16 protein-coding genes are annotated in these 16,743 nt (G+C 68.0%); 12 read left to right on the plus strand and 4 right to left on the minus strand.

Going from position 1 to position 16,743, the window contains the following annotated elements; all coding sequences use genetic code 11:
- The 10 genes from RTU05_RS01820 to RTU05_RS01865 all read left to right on the plus strand — a co-directional run.
- A partial coding sequence (locus RTU05_RS01820) for a DNA translocase FtsK (RefSeq protein ID WP_312595188.1) occupies nucleotides 1–1,771 on the plus strand: 1,771 nt, incomplete at its 5' end.
- A gap of 187 nt (nucleotides 1,772–1,958) precedes the next feature.
- Nucleotides 1,959–2,642 carry an outer membrane lipoprotein carrier protein LolA gene (locus RTU05_RS01825; protein WP_312595189.1) on the plus strand — a complete coding sequence of 228 codons (684 nt, stop codon included), beginning with the start codon at nucleotides 1,959–1,961 and terminating at the stop codon, nucleotides 2,640–2,642.
- A 68-nt stretch (nucleotides 2,643–2,710) separates the two neighbouring features.
- Nucleotides 2,711–3,274 (plus strand): hypothetical protein, encoded by a 564-nt coding sequence (locus RTU05_RS01830; protein ID WP_312595190.1) that lies wholly within the window; start codon nucleotides 2,711–2,713, stop codon nucleotides 3,272–3,274.
- The gene (locus RTU05_RS01835; RefSeq protein WP_312595192.1) at nucleotides 3,271–3,969 is read left to right on the plus strand and encodes a DUF2459 domain-containing protein; all 699 of its coding nucleotides are present in this window, start codon (nucleotides 3,271–3,273) and stop codon (nucleotides 3,967–3,969) included. Before RTU05_RS01830 ends, RTU05_RS01835 begins: the two co-directional genes overlap by 4 nt.
- Nucleotides 3,970–4,034: 65 nt before the next feature.
- A complete protein-coding gene (gene rbfA, locus RTU05_RS01840) occupies nucleotides 4,035–4,490 on the plus strand; it encodes a 30S ribosome-binding factor RbfA (RefSeq protein WP_312595194.1) in 456 nt (151 codons plus the stop codon).
- Nucleotides 4,491–4,533: 43 nt separating this feature from the next.
- Nucleotides 4,534–5,463 carry a tRNA pseudouridine(55) synthase TruB gene (gene truB, locus RTU05_RS01845; RefSeq protein WP_312595196.1) on the plus strand — a complete coding sequence of 310 codons (930 nt, stop codon included), beginning with the start codon at nucleotides 4,534–4,536 and terminating at the stop codon, nucleotides 5,461–5,463.
- Nucleotides 5,464–5,543: 80 nt separating this feature from the next.
- Nucleotides 5,544–5,813 (plus strand): 30S ribosomal protein S15, encoded by a 270-nt coding sequence (rpsO, locus tag RTU05_RS01850; RefSeq protein ID WP_017506665.1) that lies wholly within the window; start codon nucleotides 5,544–5,546, stop codon nucleotides 5,811–5,813.
- A gap of 240 nt (nucleotides 5,814–6,053) precedes the next feature.
- Complete coding sequence (gene pnp / locus RTU05_RS01855; protein WP_312595198.1) at nucleotides 6,054–8,288, plus strand: polyribonucleotide nucleotidyltransferase; 2,235 nt, start codon at nucleotides 6,054–6,056, stop codon at nucleotides 8,286–8,288.
- 147 nt (nucleotides 8,289–8,435) lie between these two features.
- Nucleotides 8,436–10,274, plus strand: coding sequence for a DUF885 family protein (locus RTU05_RS01860; protein ID WP_312595200.1), 1,839 nt, complete (start codon nucleotides 8,436–8,438; stop codon nucleotides 10,272–10,274).
- A gap of 84 nt (nucleotides 10,275–10,358) precedes the next feature.
- Entirely contained in the window at nucleotides 10,359–12,161 is a 1,803-nt protein-coding gene (locus RTU05_RS01865) for a DUF885 family protein (RefSeq protein WP_312595202.1), read from the plus strand.
- Between the two features lie 9 nt (nucleotides 12,162–12,170).
- Here RTU05_RS01865 and RTU05_RS01870 read toward each other — a convergent pair whose 3' ends face one another.
- Genes RTU05_RS01870 through RTU05_RS01885 form a run of 4 tightly spaced genes read right to left on the minus strand, consistent with a single transcriptional unit; the run spans nucleotide 12,171 to nucleotide 14,567 of the window.
- On the minus strand, nucleotides 12,171–13,142 hold the full coding sequence (locus RTU05_RS01870; protein ID WP_312595204.1) for an NAD(P)/FAD-dependent oxidoreductase: 972 nt from the start codon (nucleotides 13,140–13,142) through the stop codon (nucleotides 12,171–12,173).
- Nucleotides 13,091–14,227, minus strand: a complete 1,137-nt coding sequence (locus tag RTU05_RS01875; RefSeq protein ID WP_312595206.1) for a DUF1176 domain-containing protein — start codon at nucleotides 14,225–14,227, stop codon at nucleotides 13,091–13,093. Before RTU05_RS01875 ends, RTU05_RS01870 begins: the two co-directional genes overlap by 52 nt.
- A complete protein-coding gene (locus RTU05_RS01880; RefSeq protein ID WP_312595207.1) occupies nucleotides 14,224–14,436 on the minus strand; it encodes a DUF2945 domain-containing protein in 213 nt (70 codons plus the stop codon). The genes RTU05_RS01875 and RTU05_RS01880 overlap by 4 nt, the downstream gene beginning before the upstream one ends.
- A complete protein-coding gene (locus tag RTU05_RS01885) occupies nucleotides 14,400–14,567 on the minus strand; it encodes a hypothetical protein (RefSeq protein ID WP_312595208.1) in 168 nt (55 codons plus the stop codon). The genes RTU05_RS01880 and RTU05_RS01885 overlap by 37 nt, the downstream gene beginning before the upstream one ends.
- Before the next feature lie 178 nt (nucleotides 14,568–14,745).
- On the opposite strand from RTU05_RS01885, the gene RTU05_RS01890 reads away from it, so the two are divergent.
- Nucleotides 14,746–15,966 carry an NADP-dependent isocitrate dehydrogenase gene (locus RTU05_RS01890; RefSeq protein WP_039246750.1) on the plus strand — a complete coding sequence of 407 codons (1,221 nt, stop codon included), beginning with the start codon at nucleotides 14,746–14,748 and terminating at the stop codon, nucleotides 15,964–15,966.
- 147 nt (nucleotides 15,967–16,113) lie between these two features.
- Nucleotides 16,114–16,722, plus strand: coding sequence for a DUF2939 domain-containing protein (locus RTU05_RS01895; RefSeq protein ID WP_312595210.1), 609 nt, complete (start codon nucleotides 16,114–16,116; stop codon nucleotides 16,720–16,722).
- The last annotated feature ends 21 nt before the right edge of the window (nucleotides 16,723–16,743 follow it).

Here is a 16,743-nt window from a genome sequence, read left to right on the forward strand (position 1 = left end):
TGAGAAGGCCGCGCCCAAGGCGCGCGCCCCCCGCGCCGCGCCTGTTTCAGAGGTGCCCTCGCCCCTCGAAACGGAGCCGTCGGACGATCCCGCCCCCCAGACCGCCTATGACGACCTGCCGCCGTGGGAGGAGGAGGCCGCCCCCTTGCCCCCCAGCGCGGCGCGCGCAGCCGCGCGACCCGTCGAACCGCGCGTCGCGGCGGTCAAGGCGCCCAAGGCCCGCAAGGACGATCTGGACCAGCAGGCCTTCGACTTCACCCGGCCCGAGGGGGATTTCGACCTGCCGCCGCTGGGCATACTCAGCAAGCCCGGCCAACGCACCGCCTCGGTCGACGAGGACTCGCTGAAGCAGAACGCAAAGATGCTGGAAGGCGTGTTGCAGGAGTTCGGCGTGCGCGGCGTGATCGACCAGATCCGGCCCGGCCCGGTGGTCACCCTGTACGAGTTGGTCCCGGCGCCGGGCGTGAAGCACGGCCGCGTGGTGGCCCTGGCCGACGACATCGCCCGCTCCATGTCCGCCCGCGCCTGCCGCATCAGCGTGGTTCAGGGCCGCAACGCCATCGGCATCGAACTGCCCAACGCCAAGCGCGAGACCGTCTATCTGCGCGACCTGCTGGCCAGCGCCGAATACGACAAGAAGGGCCATCTGCTGCCCCTCGCCTTGGGCGAGACCATCGGCGGCGAACCCTATGTCGCCGATCTGGCGCGGATGCCCCACCTGCTGATCGCCGGCACCACCGGCTCGGGCAAGTCGGTCGGGGTCAACGCCATGATCCTGTCGATCCTGTATCGCCACAGCCCGGCCGAATGCCGCTTCATCATGATCGATCCCAAGATGCTGGAGCTGTCGGTCTATGACGGCATTCCGCACCTGCTGGCGCCCGTCGTCACCGATCCGAAGAAGGCCGTCGTCGCCCTGAAATGGACGGTGCGCGAGATGGAGGATCGCTATCGCCGCATGTCCAAACTGGGCGTGCGCAACATCGCTTCCTACAACGAACGCGCCCGCGAGGCGCAGGCCAAGGGCGAGCATTTCGAACGCACGGTCCAGACCGGCTTCGACGACCAGGGCCGCCCGGTCTATGAGTCCGAGAAAATCCGTCCCGAACCGCTGCCCTTCCTGGTCGTGGTGATGGACGAAATGGCGGACCTGATGCTGGTCGCGGGCAAGGATGTGGAAGGCGCCGTCCAGCGTCTGGCCCAGATGGCGCGGGCCGCCGGCATCCACCTGATCATGGCCACCCAGCGCCCGTCGGTGGACGTCATCACCGGCACCATCAAGGCCAACTTCCCGACCCGCATCTCCTTCCAGGTCACCTCCAAGATCGACAGCCGCACCATCCTGGGCGAACAGGGCGGCGAGCAGCTGCTGGGGCAGGGCGATATGCTCTATATGGCGGGCGGCGGCCGCATCACCCGCCTGCACGGCCCCTTCGTCGACGACAAGGAAGTCGAGGACGTCTGCAAACACCTGAAGGCCCAGGCCGAGCCCGACTATCTTGACCTGATCACCGACGAACCGGACGGAGACGCGGACGGCGGCTATGACGAGGGCGGAAACGGCGGGTCGGGCGACGACCTTTACGACCGCGCGGTGGCCGTCGTCACCCGCGACCGCAAGGCCTCGACCTCCTATGTCCAGCGCCGCCTGCAGATCGGCTACAACCGCGCCGCCTCCCTGATCGAGCGGATGGAGCAGGAAGGCGTGGTCAGCCCCGCCAACCACGCCGGCAAGCGCGACGTCCTGGCCGGCCCGCCGCCGATGGTGTGACGAAAATCGAGGAACGGCTGCGGCTCGGAGCCGTTGTCTGACCCGCTATCGCGTCCAAGCTTCAGCATTTCGATGAACAGGGCTTCATCGCAGCGCCGGAATATGGTCAGGCTCGCGTCATTCCGACGCCAAGCCGACCGGGCAAGACGGCAGGATCGACAACCATCCCGAACGGGAGACGGACTTCATGACCTCGCGCGCCAAGACCGTGGCTATGGCCACCCCCGACCTGCACCGCCGCAGCCTGCTGCTGGGCGCGGGCCTGACGACCGGCCTGATCGCCCTGGGCGCCTTCGACGCCGCCCACGCCCAGTCCAACCTGTCGGCCGACGACCGGGCCGTGGTGCAGCAGGCGCAGGGCTATCTGCAGGCCCTGACCTCGGCGCAGGGGACCTTTACCGAGACGGGGCCGAGCGGCCAGACCCGCCAGGGCCGGTTCTATCTGCAGCGTCCGGGCAAGATGCGGTTCGAATACACCGACCCCGCCGGGCTTCTGGTGGTGTCGGACGGCTACAACGTCAAACGCTACGATCCGCGCCTGAACACCTTCCAGCAGGTGCCGCTGGGTCGCACGCCCCTGTCCACCTTCCTGGCGCGCAATGTCCGCCTGGATCAGGGCGTCCGCATCGAGCGGGTGACGCGCATGGCCTCGGGCGCCTTCGCCATCACGGCGCGCGACGCCGGCCGGCCGAACGACGGCCAGGTGGTGCTGGCCTTCGCCGGCAACCCGGTGCGGCTGCACGAATGGACCATCACCGATCCGCAAGGCGCCCGCACCCGGACGCAGCTGACGTCGCTGCAACCGGCGTCGAACCTGTCGGCGCGCCTGTTCCAGCTCAGCGATCCGACGCGCCGCCCCGGCCGGAACTGATCGCCTGACGGGAATGGGGCGGGGTCGAGTGACCATTCCTCAACCCCTGTTCCCTTAAGCTGTCGGGCATGAACACGACCGTCCCGCCGTCCGGCGTCCCATCGCTGAAGTGGACCGCGGCGGTCGGCGTCGGCGCGTTCGGCCTGTTCCTGCTGGGCGCCCTTGTGATCGAGCCGGCTCTGAACCGCCTGATCGAACCGGGCGCCGCGCCCGCAGGGTCCGGCGCCAAGGGGGAGGTGGTGATCGGCGATCCGGTGGTCGCGGGACGCTATGTCTCCGCCGGGTCAGACGCGCTTTCGCCCCTGACGCTCCAGGCCGAAGGCGGCGCCCTGACCATCGAGGGCGCAGGTCGGCTGACCACCACCCCGCACAGGCTGGTGGGCGCGGGCCAGAAGGCCGACGCCGCCCGGACCTTCGCCGACGTCATGGGCGCGCCCGCCGCCGCCCAGGTCGAAATCCGCAGGGTCGTCGCCGACGAGGACAGCCGGCTTTGCGCCGGTCAGGCCGTGGGCTGGCTGGCGCTGGCTGTGCGGCGCGACGGCTTTCTGCTGATGCCGGTGCGCCAGGGTCCGCCGCCCGGCGCCCTGGCCTCCGAGGATCGGCTGTGCGCCGTCAGGGACTTCACCCGATGATCCGCGCCCTGATCCTGGCGGCCCTGATCGGCGCCGCCGCCGCCCTGGGGACTTGGACCCGGCCGGGCGAGCGCGAAACCGGCGCGCCGCGCGATACGGTGGTCGTCCAGGTGCTGGACAACGGCTTTCATACTGACCTGGCCGTGCCGCGCGCCGCCCTCATGCGCCGTGGCGGCCCACTGGCTCAGGCGACGGAGGGACTTGCGCCCGGCGACTGGATCCTGATCGGCTGGGGCGATGCGTGGTTCTATGTGGATCAAAGCCCGATCACGGACCGCCTGCCGGACGGCGCCCGCGCCTTCTTCCGGCCGGGCAATGCATCGGTCGTCATGCTGGATCCGGTCAGCGTCGATCCCGGCGCGAGCCACGGCGGCGACGTGGCCCGCCTGACCCTGGCACGGGCGCAATTCGACCGGATGGCGGCCCGCGTCGAACAGTCCCTGGCGCTGTCCGGCGGTTCGCCCCGGATCGTCGCGGCCCGCCCCGGCGACGACGCGCGGTTCTTCGCCAGTCATGAGACCTTCTCCATCGGACATCTGTGCAACCACTGGACTTCCAGCGTGCTGAACGCGGCGGGCGTGCCGATCCGGCCGGTCCGGTCCATCACCTCGGCCGAGGTGATGCGGTCCGTGCGGGCGGCGGAACGGGCGAGGGCCCCGGAGCGAAAACTGGACATGCGACCGTCGCGAGACTAGACCGCCCGACTTTCGCCTATCCGGCCGGGTCCGATCCCCAGCAGGCGAACACGAAGGAGAGGCCGATGGCCCACAAGCAACATACCCGTAACGCCTCCGGCCCCGCCGGACCCAGCCAGCGCCAACTGCGCGCCGGCGAGCTGATCCGTCACGCCCTGGTCGACATCCTGCGCGAAGAGGATATCCACGACGAGGCCCTGGTCGGCGTGTCCGTCACCGTGACCGAGGTGCGGCTGTCGCCCGACCTGAAACACGCCACCTGTTTCGTCGAGCCGCTGGGCGCCGGGGTCGAGACCGCGCCGACCGCCGGCCACGAGAGCGAGATCATCAAGGCGCTGAACGCCCACGCCAAATTCCTGCGCGGTCAGCTGGGCCGGCGGCTGGACATGAAGTTCACGCCCGACCTGCGCTTCCGCCACGACGAAAGCTTCGACGCCGCCAGCCACATGGATCGGCTGTTCGACGACCCCCGCGTCCGCGCCGACCTGGAACGACGCGACGAAGACGAGGACGATCAATGATCCTCCGGCCTCAAACAGCGCGACGCGCGGTAGGCCAAGCATAATGGCCCGCAAGAAAAAGGGCGATGTCGTCGACGGCTGGGTCTGCCTGGACAAGCCGTTCGAGATGGGATCGACCGAGGCCGTCAGCCGCATCCGCCGTCTGTTCAACGCCCAGAAGGCCGGTCACGCGGGCACCCTGGACCCGCTGGCCAGCGGCATCCTGCCCATTGCGCTGGGCGAGGCGACCAAGACCGTGCCCATGATGATGGAGGCGCAGAAGGTCTATCGCTTCACCATCAACTGGGGCGTCTCGACCGACAGTGTGGACCGCGAGGGCGAGATCATCGGACGGTCGGACGTGCGCCCGACCGTGGATCAGGTGAAGGCCGCCCTGCCCGCCTTCGTCGGCGAGATCGACCAGACCCCGCCGCGCTTTTCCGCCATCAAGGTGGACGGCGCCCGCGCCTATGACCTGGCGCGCGACGGGGTCGAGTTCGAACTTCAGGCCCGCCGCGTGACCATCCATTCCGCCGAGGTCAGCGACGCGCCCGACGCCGATCACGTCGAACTGACCATTCGCACCGGCAAGGGCGTCTATGTGCGGTCTCTGGCGCGCGATCTGGCGGCGGTTCTGGGCGCCGAGGGCCATGTCAGCGCCCTTCGCCGCGAGCGGGTCGGGCCGTTCAGCACGGAAAACGCCGTCACTCTGGATTCTCTGGAGGAAATGGTGCATAGGGGCGCCGCCTCGGAAGGCTTGCTTGCCGTCGCGACCGCTCTGGACGACATCCCGGAACTGGCCGTGACGGAACAGGACGCCTTCTCGCTTCGGCAGGGACGCCCGATCGTTCTGCTCCCCCGTCAGGTGGAAACCCTCAAAGGCCGTCTTTCCGACGGTTCGCGCACGGTTTCAGCCTTTCAGGGCCAGACCCTCGTCGCGCTGTGTCAGTTGCGGGCCGGCCGGCTAGAACCCGACCGCGTTTTCAACCTCTAGGCCCACGCCATCCGGCAAGGGCCGAGACCCCACGGCCTCAAGTAGCGCGAAGCGCGATAGGCCAAGAAAGGACTCTTACGATGTCGGTTACTGCTGAACGCAAGCACGAGATCATCGCCGATAACGCCCGCTCCGCCGGCGACACCGGCTCGGCCGAGGTTCAGGTCGCGATCCTGTCGGAACGCATCGCCAACCTGACCGAACACTTCAAGACCCACAAGAAGGACAACCACTCGCGTCGTGGCCTTCTGAAGATGGTGTCGCAACGTCGCCGCCTGCTCGACCACCTGAACAAGGTCGACGCCGGCCGCTACCAGGCGCTCATCTCCAAGCTGGGCCTGCGCCGCTAAGGCGTCGGATCAGTGTAAAAGAACGCTTTCGAGGCGCGGGCGGTCACGTCCGCGCCTCGTTGTGTACCTAGAGACGACCGCGCGCCTCGGACTTAAGGCGCAGACGCGAGGGCCAAGCGGTCCTCACCGGGTTTTTCGCGATGGCGCGGCGACCCGCGGACTCGGGACTGAACGCCCCGCGCTCCACCCCATGATGGGACCCCGCACGGAATACGCCGTCCGGGATACGAAAGACGAAATATGTTCGACATCAAACGCAAGACGATCGAGTGGGCCGGACGCCCGCTGACCCTGGAAACGGGCCGCATCGCCCGCCAGGCCGATGGCGCCGTGCTGGCGACCTATGGCGAGACCGTGGTTCTGGCCACCGTCGTCTATGGCCGCGCGCCCAAGCCCGGCCTGGATTTCTTCCCCCTGACCGTCAACTACCAGGAAAAGACCTTCGCCGCCGGCAAGATCCCCGGTGGTTACTTCAAGCGTGAAGGCCGTCCGTCCGAGAAGGAAACCCTGGTTTCCCGCCTGATCGACCGTCCGATCCGCCCGCTGTTCGTCAAGGGCTTCAAGAACGAGACCCAGGTCGTCGTCACCGTGCTGCAGCACGACATGGAAAACGACCCGGACGTCCTGGGCATGGTCGCCGCCTCGGCCGCCCTGACCATCTCGGGCGTGCCCTTCATGGGTCCGATCGGCGCCGCGCGCGTCGGCCTGATCGACGGTGAGCTGGTGCTGAACCCGACCATCGACCAGGTCCCAACCTCGGACCTCGACCTGGTGGTCGCCGGTACGCAGGACGCCCTGATGATGGTCGAATCCGAAGCCAAGGAGCTGTCGGAAGAGAAGATGCTGGAAGCCCTGATGTTCGCGCACGCGGGCATGCAGCCGGTGATCGACGCCATCATCGACCTGGCCGAACACGCCGCCAAGGAGCCGTTCGACTTCCAGGCCGAAGACCACTCCGACGTGGTCGCCTCGATCAAGTCGCTGGTCGGCGAGGACATCAAGGCCGCCTACACCCACCCCGGCAAATACGACCGTCGCTCGGGCGTCGATGCGGCCAAGAAGACCGCCGCCGCCGCTCTGGTGAAGACCGACGAGAACCCCGACGGCGTCGACGGCTCCAAGTTCTCGGCCGCCTTCAAGGAATGCGAAGCCGAAGTCCTGCGTCGCGACATCATCGAGAACGCGCACCGCGTCGACGGCCGCGCCCTGGACAAGGTCCGCGCCATCGTGTCGGAAGTCGGCGTCCTGCCGCGCACCCACGGTTCGGCCCTGTTCACGCGCGGCGAAACCCAGGCCCTGGTGGTCGCCACCCTCGGCACCGGCGAGGACGAGCAGTACATCGACAGCCTGCAGGGCACCTACAAGGAAAGCTTCCTGCTGCACTACAACTTCCCCCCCTATTCGGTGGGTGAAGCGGGCCGCATGGGTTCGCCCGGCCGTCGCGAGATCGGTCACGGCAAGCTGGCCTGGCGCGCGATCCGTCCGATGCTGCCGACCAAGGAAGACTTCCCCTACACCATCCGTCTGGTGTCGGAGATCACCGAGTCCAACGGCTCGTCCTCGATGGCCACGGTCTGCGGTTCGTCGCTGGCCCTGATGGACGCGGGCGTTCCGCTGATCCGGCCGGTCTCGGGCATCGCCATGGGTCTGATCCTGGAGCCGTCGGGCGAGTTCGCCATCCTGTCGGACATCCTGGGTGACGAAGATCACCTGGGCGATATGGACTTCAAGGTCGCCGGCACGTCGCAGGGCATCACCAGCCTGCAGATGGACATCAAGGTCGCCGGCATCACCAAGGAGATCATGGAACAAGCCCTGACCCAGGCTTCGGCCGGTCGCCTGCACATCCTGGACGAGATGTCCAAGGCCATGGACGCGCCGCGCACCGAACTCGGCGAGCACGCGCCCAAGATCGAAACCATCAAGATCGCGGTCGACAAGATCCGTGAAGTGATCGGTTCGGGCGGCAAGGTGATCCGCGAGATCGTCGAGAAGACCGGCGCCAAGATCGACATCGGCGATGACGGCACCATCAAGGTCGCCGCCAATGACCAGGAGAAGATCGACGCCGCCAAGGCCTGGATCCAGTCCATCGCCTCGGAACCGGAAGTCGGCACGATCTACACCGGCAAGGTCGTGAAAGTCGTCGATTTCGGCGCCTTCGTGAACTTCTTCGGCGCCAAGGACGGCCTGGTCCACGTGTCCCAGATCGCTCTGGAACGCGTCGCCAATCCGGCCGACGTCCTGTCGGAAGGCCAGGAGGTCAAGGTCAAGTTCCTGGGCTTCGACGATCGCGGCAAGACCAAGCTGTCGATGAAGGTCGTGGATCAGGAAACCGGCGAGGACATCACCGACAAGATCAACGCCGAACGCGCCGAGCGCGGCGAGGCCCCCCTGTCGGAAGACACCGGCGGTCGTCCCAAGCGCGAGGGCGGTGATCGCGGGGGCGATCGCGGCCGCCGTCGTCGCGACTAAACGACGTCGAGACCAGGACTGAACGAGGCCCGGCGGAGCGATCCGCCGGGCCTTTTTCTTCGCCGTATGGGCCGGCCTTGCGGCGATTTCGCTTGCCGCGTCTGCGCGTGCGGTCTCCATTGCCGCATCGTCCGTGGGGAGAACGTCATGCTGGATCGTCGCCGTCTTCTTCAGTCCGCCGCCTTGGGCGCGGGGCTTTGCGCCGTAGGCGGCGCGGCCGCTGTGGCCCGACCTCAGGACGGCGATGTGGCCGGCGGCGCCGACGCCGCCTTCAAGACCTTCATGGACAGGGCGTTCGAGGGCACGCTGGATCGCGCGCCCGAGGTCGTGACCATGTTTGGCCTGGACAAAGGCGCGCGCGCCGCCGCCAAGTCGCAACTGACCGCCCCGACCCGCGCCGAGGAGGAGGGCCAGCGCGACTTCATCCGCCAGCAGTCCGCCGACCTGGCCCGCATCGACCGCCGCGCCCTGTCGCCCCGCGACCTGAACTATTACGACAGCATCAAGGACAATCTGGACGGGGTGATCGCCACCTACGACACCCCCTATGGCCAGGGCGGTTGGCCCAATCCGTATAGGGTCAGCCAGCAGGGCGGCGCCTATCAGTCCACACCGGACTTTCTGGCCAATCAGCACACCATAGAGACGGCCGCCGACGCCGACGCCTATGTGGCGCGGGTCAACGCCTTCGCCGATGTCCTGGCCGCCGAGACGGACCGGTTGAAGGAGGAGTATGCGCTGGGCGTCGTGCCGCCCGACTTCATCCTGGCCAAGGCGATCCGCCAGCAGGACGGCGTCTTGGCCACTTCGGCGGCGACATCGCCCCTGACCCAGTCGGTCGTGGACCGCACCCAGGCCAAGGGCCTGACCGGCGACTGGGGCGCCCAGGTCCAGCGCCTGATCGAGACGCGGGTCTATCCGGCCCTGGCGGCGCAGAACGCCGTGCTGAAGGCCGCTCAGCCCGGCGCTGTGCACGAGGCCTCGGTGCGTCGCCTGCCGCAGGGCGAGCAGTATTACGCCAACAGCCTGCGCTACATCACCACCACCCGGCTGACGGCGGACGAGATCCACCGCACCGGCGTCGAACAGATGGCCGAACTGACCGCCCGCGCCGACGGTCTGCTGAAGGCGCAAGGGCTGACGCAGGGGTCGGTCGCCCAACGGATCGCGGCCCTGGGGGACGATCCCAAATACATCTACGCCAATACCGATGCGGGCAAGGCCGAGTTGATCGCCAAGCTGAACGCCCAGATGGCGGACATGCAGGCGCGGCTGCCCAACGCCTTCGGCCGCCTGCCCAAGGCCAAGGTCGAGATCAAGCGCGTGCCGCCCGAGATCGAGGCCGGGGCGCCGATGGGCTATTACAACGCGCCCAGCCTAGATGGGACGCGGCCCGGCATCTACTGGATCAATCTGAAGGACACGGCGGAATGGCCGTCCTGGTCCCTGCCGACCCTGACCTATCACGAGGCCACGCCGGGCCACCATCTGCAGATCAGCCTGCAGCAGGAGAGCGAATCCGCGCCGCTTCTGATGAACCTGCTGGGCTTCTCCAGCTATGTTGAGGGCTGGGGGCTTTACGCCGAACAGCTGGCCGACGAACTGGGCGCCTATGAGAACGATCCGGTCGGGCAGATCGGCTATCTTCAGTCGCTGATGTTCCGCGCCGCGCGCCTGGTGGTGGACACCGGCATCCATTCCAAGCGTTGGAGCCGTGAACAGGGCATCCGCTACATGATGGAGGCCTATGGCGATCAGGAGGGCGCCGCGACGTCCGAGGTCGAACGCTACTGCGGCTGGCCCGGCCAAGCCTGCGCCTACAAGGTGGGGCACAACGAATGGGTTCGGCTGCGCGAGACGGCCAAGACGACCCTGGGGTCCAGGTTCGACATCAAGGGCTTCCACGACACGGCCCTGGCCGCCGGCGGGGTGCCCCTGTCGGTGCTGGAGCGGATCGTCAACGACTGGGTCACAGCCCAGGCCTGACCGCATCCGGTCGCGCCGACCGACGTCGAAGACACGCAGGGACCGCTTTGGCGCGACGCGGTCCCGTCACCGAGAGTTCGCCACATGATCGATCGTCGCCGCCTTCTGCTGACCGCCGCCGCCACGGCGGCGGTCGCGCCTTCCTTGGCTCACGCCCAAACCAGGCCGACCGACGCGGACGAACGGCTGAACAGCCTGCTGAACGGGTGGTTCGAGGCCGATATCGACGAAAGCCCGGAGCGCGCCACCAACCTGGGCCTGGATCGGGGCGCGCGCGCCGGCCTGTCGTCAAGGCTCAGCGCGGCCGGGCCGGAGGCGATCCGCAAGGACCGTGCGAAGGCCGTGGATCGCTGGGGCCAGTTGAAAGGCTTCGACCGGGCCGGTCTGTCGCCGGCGGGGGTGCTGAACTACGCCATCGCCGCCTTCGGCGCCGAGACGGCGGCCGAGACGGCGCGCTTCGGCTATGGGGCGGGGCCGGGGCGACCGTCGCCCTATGTCGTGACCCAGTTGTCCGGCGCCTATTTCAGCACGCCGGACTTCCTGGACAATCAGCACCGGATCGAGGATTCGGCCGGCGCCGACGCCTTCCTGTCGCGACTGGAAGCCTTCTCGGGCGTGCTGGACGGCGAGACGGCCAAGATCGAGGAAGACGCCGGTCTGGGCGTGATCCCGCCCGACTTCATCATCGACCGGATGCTGCCGCAGATCCGCGCTCTGCGCGACACGCCCGCCGCCGAAATGGCCATGCTGAAGTCGCTGGCGCGCAAGACGGGCGATCTGGGCCTGGCCGGCTATGACAGTCGCGCCGCCGCGATCCTGGACCAGAAGGTCAAACCGGCCCTGGCCGCCCAGATCGTGGCGCTGGAAGCCTTGCGCCCCCGCGCCACCCATGAGGCGGGGGTCTGGCGTCTGCCGGACGGCGAGGCCTTTTATGCGGCGGGGCTGAAGGCCAATACGACCACGACCCTGACCGCCCGTGAAATCCACGCCTTGGGCCGCGAACAGGTCGCCGAGATCAGCGCCGAGATCGACGCCATCCTGAAGGCCCAGGGTTATACCCAAGGCACGGTCGGCGAACGCATCCAGGCCCTGAACAAGGAGCCGGCCCAGCTGTTCGCCAACGCCGACGCCGGCAAGGCCGAACTGCTGGCCTGGCTGAACCGGCTGGTCGCCGATCTGGAGCCGAAACTGCCCCAGGTGTTCGGCCGCCTTCCGAAATCGCACGTCGAAATCCGTCGCGTGCCGGTGTCGATCCAGTCGGGTGCGCCGGGCGGCTATTACCAGGGACCGCCGTTGGATGGGTCGCGACCGGGCGCCTATTACATCAACCTGCGCGACAGCGGGAACTGGCCGAAGTTCGCCCTGCCGACCCTGACCTATCACGAGGCTTCGCCGGGGCATCACCTGCAGGTGGCGTTGCAGCGCGAGTCCGACGAACTGCCGCAATGGCGCAGGGCCGGGGGATTTTCAGCCTATAACGAGGGCTGGGCCCTGTACGCCGAGGCGGTGGCGGCCGACGACCTGGACGCCTATGCGACCGATCCGCTGGGCCGGGTGGGTTTCCTGATGTCCTATCTGTTCCGGGCCGTGCGGCTGGTGGTGGACACGGGCCTGCATTCCGAGCGCTGGAACCGGGAACAGGCGGTCGACTATATGGCGGCCTCGGGCGCCAAGCCGCTGGATGCGTCGAACAGCGAGATCAACCGCTACTGCGTCTGGCCCGGCCAGGCCTGTTCCTACAAGGTCGGCCATACGGTCATCGCCCGCCTGCGCAAGGAGGCCGAAGCCAAGCCCGACTTCGACCTGCGCGCCTTCCACGACAAGGTTCTGGAGAATGGGTCGCTGCCGCTGGCGGTGCTGGAACGGATCGTGGGCGGCCGCGCCTAGAAGTTTGGCCTAATCCGCGACGGTCAGGCCGTCGATCTGGCGCAGGCGGTTGTGGATGTCGGTGGCGGCGACGGCGGCCTCGGCGGTGGCCACGGCGATCTGGTTGAGGCCGCGCACCACGTCGCCGGCGGCGTAGAGGCCGGGCACGCTGGTCGCCTGGTGCAGATCGACCTCCAGCCGGCCGTCGTCGGACAGGCGCGCCCCCAGCCCTTGGGCCAGTTCGGCGTTCGGCGATGTTCCCAGCGCCGAATAGACCAGGTCGAAAGCCCGCGTCTGGACCGATCCGCCCGGCCCTTTCCAGGTCAGGGCCGTGACCCGATCCTGTTCCAGCCGTACGGCCTCCAGCGGAGCGAAGATCAGTTCGACGCCCAGCCGGTCCAGCTCGTCACGCCGTGTCAGGGCGTCCGGCGGACCGATGTGGATCAGGGTGACCCGGTCGGAATAGGTCCGCATGAAGGCGGCCTCGCGCGCGCCCTTGTCGCTGCGCCCGATGACGGCGACGACCTTGCCGGTCGCCTCATAGCCGTCGCAGATCGGGCAGATGCGCACCAGCGCCCGCTGAACCGCCCGCTCAACGTCTGGCAGATCAGGGTGATGATCGACGACGCCGGTGGCCAGAAGGACGGCGCGGGCGCGCAGGGTCTGGCCCTCGACTTCGGCGACGAAGCCTTGGCCATCCGGGGCCAGGGTCGTCACTCGACCCGCCGAGAGGACGGCGCCAAATTCCTCGGCCTGTTCGCGCATCCGGGCCAGGATGTCGGGGCCGGAGACGCCGGCGGGAAAGCCGGGCGTATTGTGACTGAGGGGGATCCAGCAGGCGCGCGGTCGTCCGCCGTCGATCACCAAGGTCTGGCGACGAAAGCGGGCGAGGTAGGTCGCGGCCGTCAAGCCGGCGGGGCCGGCGCCGATGACCAGAACCTCTGGGTCGTTCACCGCGTGCGCCAGGCGACAGGCCAGAAGTCGGACGGCACGCCCGCGCATTCGCCCATCGTGCTTTCGCGTGTCAAAACGAAGCGCTGGCCGGTCCAGGTCCAGGTCTGCAAGGTCCCACAATCGCCGATGCCGCGCCCCTTGGCGAAGCTGGACAGGGTGCGCGAACCGGGATCGTATTCGCCGTTGACCGTCGAGTTGTCGGGCATGTTCGGGTCCGCGCCCGGCCCGGCCGTGCCGATCAGCGCCGCCGGTCGGGGATCGCGCCCGCCCGGTCCGGTCAGATACCAGTTGTGGGTCAGGTTGTAGGCGCCCGAGCCGCAGGGCACGGCCCACAGCTCGGTGCGCGCATCCAGCCGGGCGGACATGACCATGTCGCTGACGGCCGGCATGGCGGATTCCTTCAGACAGTTTCCGACCTCGGTCAGGCGGCGAAGGGCGGCGGGCAGGGTCTGGTTCTGATCGCCGAAGCCCGCCTGGTTCACGGGCGGCGCAGCCGCCACCGTGGGCAAGTCAGGCGCGACCGGCACGGTCGAGGCCGGCTTGTCGCCGCGTCGCATCAGGGCCGTGGGCGTATCGAGACGCCCTTGCTTCTCGTCGATCCATAACAGGGCGGCCGCTGCGCCGTGCAGGGAGATGTCCTGGCTGGAGACGCCGCGAATGGTCATGACCTTGCCCTGGGCCAGGGCGTCGATGACGGGCCGGACGTCGCCGGGGATCTGGCCGATCGGGGCGTCGTCCTGGCTGGCCGCGTTCAGATCGGCGGCGAAGTTGCGGCCGTCGATGGTCAGGCCGATGCGGGCCGGCCCCTTCGCATCGCCGTCGGGCCAGTAGCCAAACAGCACCTGAGGCCTGGCGTCCGGGCCGGGGTCGAGCGCGATGCGGACCCAGCCGCCATTGAACCCGGAGGTGAAGCCGAAGGCCCAGCAGGTTCCGTCATTGCCGCAGGTGGCGTTCCAGTCGCGGAACGCTTTGGACTCGCTGGTGATCTGAAGCACCGGCGCGGCGGCGGGCGTCGGGGCGGATGCGGCGGGCGCGGTGGGCGCGCCGGTCTTCTTCGTCGCATCCTTGTCGCCGCAGGCGGCAAGAACGAGGGCGGACGCGGCGACCGCCACCATCAGTCGGGGAGGGATCATGCCTTCTTCAACTCCGACGGCTTGTGCGCCGCGCGTGCGCCGGTCTTGGCGCTCTCGACGATATATTCCGGATTGTCGGGAGAGGCGGCGACCTTGTGGCCCTTGATGTGGGTTTCAGAGGTGGCCTTCCTGACCACCTTGCCGGTGGTCGTGCCCTGGCTATGATCCCATTCTACGCGATCACCGGCCTTGAATGTCTTTTCCGGCATGGCTGTGCTCCCTGCGGCTCCGCTTGATGCTCAGCGATCAGCCGGCGCATCAGTTCCGCGTCGATCACCGGCGGCGCCTCGCAAAAGATCATGATCCACTGCTCGACCAGGTCGCGTTCTTCATCCGTCATTCCGTCGTCCGTCGTCGTTCCGGGCCTGAAGGAATCCGAAAGCGCGCCTGGGGTTCAGCTTGACTGCGGATGGCTTTTTCCGGGCAGGGTTAACGCGGGGCCGGGGTTTGCGTGAACGCGCGGCCCCGCTATACCGCCGCCACGATATTCCCTTCCATAGTCACAGGCGGACACGCGCATGGCCAAGATCAAGGTCGAAAACCCCATCGTCGACATCGACGGCGACGAAATGACCCGCATCATCTGGCAGATGATCAAGGACAAGCTGGTCTTCCCCTTCCTGGATCTGGAGCTGGACTACTACGACCTGGGCATGGAGCACCGCGACGCCACCGACGACCAGGTGACCATCGACGCCGCCCACGCGATCCAGAAGCACGGCGTCGGCGTGAAGTGCGCCACCATCACCCCTGACGAAGCCCGCGTGCAGGAGTTCGGCCTGAAGAAGATGTGGAAGTCGCCGAACGGCACCATCCGCAACATTCTGGGCGGCGTGGTCTTCCGCGAGCCGATCATCTGCTCGAACGTGCCGCGCCTGGTTCCGGGCTGGACCCAGCCGATCGTCGTCGGCCGTCACGCCTTCGGCGACCAGTACAAGGCCACCGACTTCCTGATGCCCGGCCCCGGCACCCTGACGATCAAGTTCGTCGGCGAGGACGGCGAAGTGATCGAGCACGAGGTCTACAAGGCCCCGGGCGCCGGCGTGGCCATGGCCATGTACAACCAGGACGCCTCGATCCGCGAGTTCGCCCACGCCAGCTTCGCCTATGGCCTGCAGCGCAACTATCCGGTCTATCTGTCGACCAAGAACACGATCCTGAAAGCCTATGACGGCCGCTTCAAGGACCTGTTCCAGGAAGTGTTCGACGAACACTACGCCGCCGAATTCAAGGCGCGCGGCCTGACCTATGAGCACCGCCTGATCGACGACATGGTGGCGGCTGCGATGAAGTGGTCGGGCGGCTTCGTCTGGGCGTGCAAGAACTACGACGGCGACGTGCAGTCCGACGTGGTGGCGCAGGGCTTCGGCTCGCTAGGCCTGATGACCTCGGTCCTGATGACGCCGGACGGCAAGGTGCTGGAGACGGAAGCCGCCCACGGCACCGTGACCCGCCACTATCGCCAGCACCAGAAGGGCGAGGCCACCTCGACCAACTCGATCGCCTCGATCTTCGCCTGGACGCGCGGCTTCAAGCACCGCGCCAAGCTGGACGGCAATGCGGCCCTGGACCAGTTCGCCGACACCCTGGAGAAGGTGGTCGTGGACACCGTCGAGGCCGGCTTCATGACCAAGGACCTGGCGCTGCTGGTCGGCGACCAGCAGGGCTGGCTGACCACCGAGGGCTTCCTCGACAAGGTGGCCGAAAACCTGAAGACCGCCCTGCCCGACGTGGGCTGAGGGCCACAGGCGCCAAGCCGAACCGTATTGCCGACAGGACGCCAGAACGTCCTCAAGTCGTGCGAAGCGCGATAGGCTGGACAAGAATGAAGGCCCCGATGGAGCGATCCGTCGGGGCTTTTCGTTGTGCCGGGAGCCGGGGCGTGCATGATCGGCGATAATGAGGAAGCGTTCGTGAAGCGGCTGTTCGGAAATCTGGTGCTGGCGGCGCTCGCCGTGGCGGTGCTGGCCTTCTTCGCCGCGCCGGCGGTGGGCTTCTTCGCCATACGGTCGGCGGCGGAGGCCAGCGACGTGGCGGGGCTGTCGCGGCTGATCGACTTCGGCGCGGTGCGTCAGTCGCTGAGGCCGCAGTTGGCCGGACGGCCCGAGGCGATGGCGCCGGCGCCGTCCTTCCTGGAGGATCCCATCGGCGCCTTCCGCCGACAGTTCGATCAGCAGAACCCGTTGCAGCGTCAGCCCGACGTGAACGCCTATCTGACGCCGGCGGCCCTGTCGGCCCTGCTGCGGGGCGAGGGGCGATACGCCAACCAGCGGACGCAGGCCGCGACGCCGCCGGGGGCCAAGGTCGCGAAACCCTGGCCGCGGCCGGCCTATTGGAGCGTCAACCGGGTGCGGATGGCGGTCGCCGATCAGGGCGGATCGCGCACCCTGTTCACCTTCGAGCGGCGGGGACCGTTTGAATGGAAGCTGGTCCATATCGGCCTGCCCGAGGGGGCGGCCCCGCTGGTCGCGCCGGCCCAGACCGGTCGTCCATGAGCCGCCTCGTCACCCGTTTTC

Origin of the sequence: Brevundimonas sp. (genome assembly GCF_032017145.1) — a bacterium.
GTDB lineage: Bacteria > Pseudomonadota > Alphaproteobacteria > Caulobacterales > Caulobacteraceae > Brevundimonas.